Origin of the sequence: uncultured Clostridium sp., assembly GCF_910588715.1 — a bacterium.
Classification (GTDB): Bacteria; Bacillota; Clostridia; order Clostridiales; family Clostridiaceae; genus Clostridium.
Genome location: NZ_CAJURG010000028.1, coordinates 1 through 1,878, shown reverse-complemented (window position 1 = coordinate 1,878; position 1,878 = coordinate 1). Strand labels below are relative to the sequence as shown.

2 protein-coding genes are annotated in these 1,878 nt (G+C 26.0%); one reads left to right on the top strand and one right to left on the bottom strand.

Going from position 1 to position 1,878, the window contains the following annotated elements; translation table 11 throughout:
• Positions 1–52 precede the first annotated feature (52 nt).
• A complete protein-coding gene (locus QZ321_RS12390; RefSeq protein ID WP_294197044.1) occupies positions 53–676 on the top strand; it encodes an AAA family ATPase in 624 nt (207 codons plus the stop codon).
• On the opposite strand, the gene QZ321_RS12385 is transcribed toward QZ321_RS12390, so the two are convergent.
• Positions 673–1,761 (bottom strand): toll/interleukin-1 receptor domain-containing protein, encoded by a 1,089-nt coding sequence (locus QZ321_RS12385; RefSeq protein ID WP_294197043.1) that lies wholly within the window; start codon positions 1,759–1,761, stop codon positions 673–675. The genes QZ321_RS12390 and QZ321_RS12385 overlap by 4 nt on opposite strands.
• Positions 1,762–1,878: the final 117 nt, after the last annotated feature.

Here is a 1,878-nt window from a genome sequence, read left to right as displayed (position 1 = left end):
ATAATTAAAAGTTATCTGTTGGATTTGATAGTTAAAAAATAAGGAAAATGAAATGAAAAAAGAATATTGTTTACCAGAAAATTTAATAATACTTATATCTGGCGTTCCTGGAGCAGGTAAAACAACTATTTCATGGGAACTTCTTAAAACACATCAAGAATTTAGGCTTGTTGAAGAAACAGATATAATTCGAGAAATTTTGAGAGGATATAATAACCATTTAACATCTGTTTACAAATTATCTTCAGATGAAATCTATGCACATGATATTTTTTTTAATTACGATATGGCAAAACAACAATGTAAGATAATGAAAAATTCTATTATCAATATTATTAAACGACAACAAAGAAAGGGTATCCCTTCAATTATTAATGGTGTACATATTATTCCAGAAGAACTTTATTTAAGTATACCTTTTCCAAACATTTTATATATTAATTTATATATAGATTCAGAAAAAGCTTTATGGAATCGTCTAAGTAAAAGGGATCCTCAAAAATATAAAAAAGAATATTTACCAATTTTATATCAAACCAATGTAGATTTAAATAATAGTTTATGTAACATTCCAAAAGATTTATGTATGATATATTCCATTAATGTTAGTAATCTTTCAATACAAGAAACACTTTCTAAAATTAATAAAATACTCTATACAATATATCAAAATTAAAATAAGTTTATTGCGGAATCCCATATGGCACAATATTTTTTGATACATTGTTGACCACGTTGAGAAGATGTACTAAAAACTTCAAATTTCGCATCTGTCATAATTTGAGGTTGACCATTTTCATCAAAATGTGGTTTTGAATAAATAATACAATTATCTAAGCGAATAATAACCTCCTCACGTCTGTTAGAATACATTCGAAAACATCTTTGAAGAATAAGATTATCTCCTATCTGATGCTTGGCTCTTTTAATTGTAGCATCCAATTCTTGAAAAAAGATATCTTGTTGCTTATGAGCATATCTTACTTCATCTGATTCTGGGTTTAAAAATAAACATCGGAAGTCAATTCCATACATATCTTCATTTATTGATTTTTCTTCTAGATATTCAAATAGTTCTTTAAAATTGCCCCCAAACAATTTCATATTCTTTCTTCCATATATCCATAAATATTTACCAGTGTATAAAAAAGATTTAACCACTGTTTTCCACAAATCAAATGTTTCAAATCCAGTTAAAAAGTATGCAGTTTTATTTCTATATATAGGGCTTTCTACTCGAAAAGCATTGTTTGATATTAATAAATCAATAAAATCTTCGCATTGTATATCCACTTGACGATATTTTTCTTTGATAGTTTCTATATTTTTAATAAAAGTTGAAAGTGCATTTCTAGTATATGATGAATCACATAAATTAAAGCTTTTTAAAAAAGTTGCTTCAAAGTTTTCCCCATTTATATTTATTTCACGTGCAATATTCATTGGGTTATCAATCCATGAATGCCAATTTGGATCATTGTCAAAAAGAATTGGAATTACCATTTTATTTAAACCACTTGCAAAACCAGCCTCATATAACAGCCATGAAGATTTTTTGTTCTCTCTTGTAAAACAGAGTAATATTTTGTCGCATTCTATAATTTTATTAATTATTTTCTCTTGAACTCTTTCTCCAGCATAAATATTTTCTTCTGACATAAATACACTTAAATGTGGATTCATACTTTCAAGAAGTTTTTTTACCTCAATAGCAAAATCTCTACTTTTAGCTTTTGACCAACTAATAAATATATTTGACATACGCTATACCGATACCTTTTCAATTAATCTTATGTGTTTCAATTAAAATACCATTTTATGTAATATCTGAAAATTTTACTTTTTAACTATCAAATCCAACAGATAACTTTTAATTAT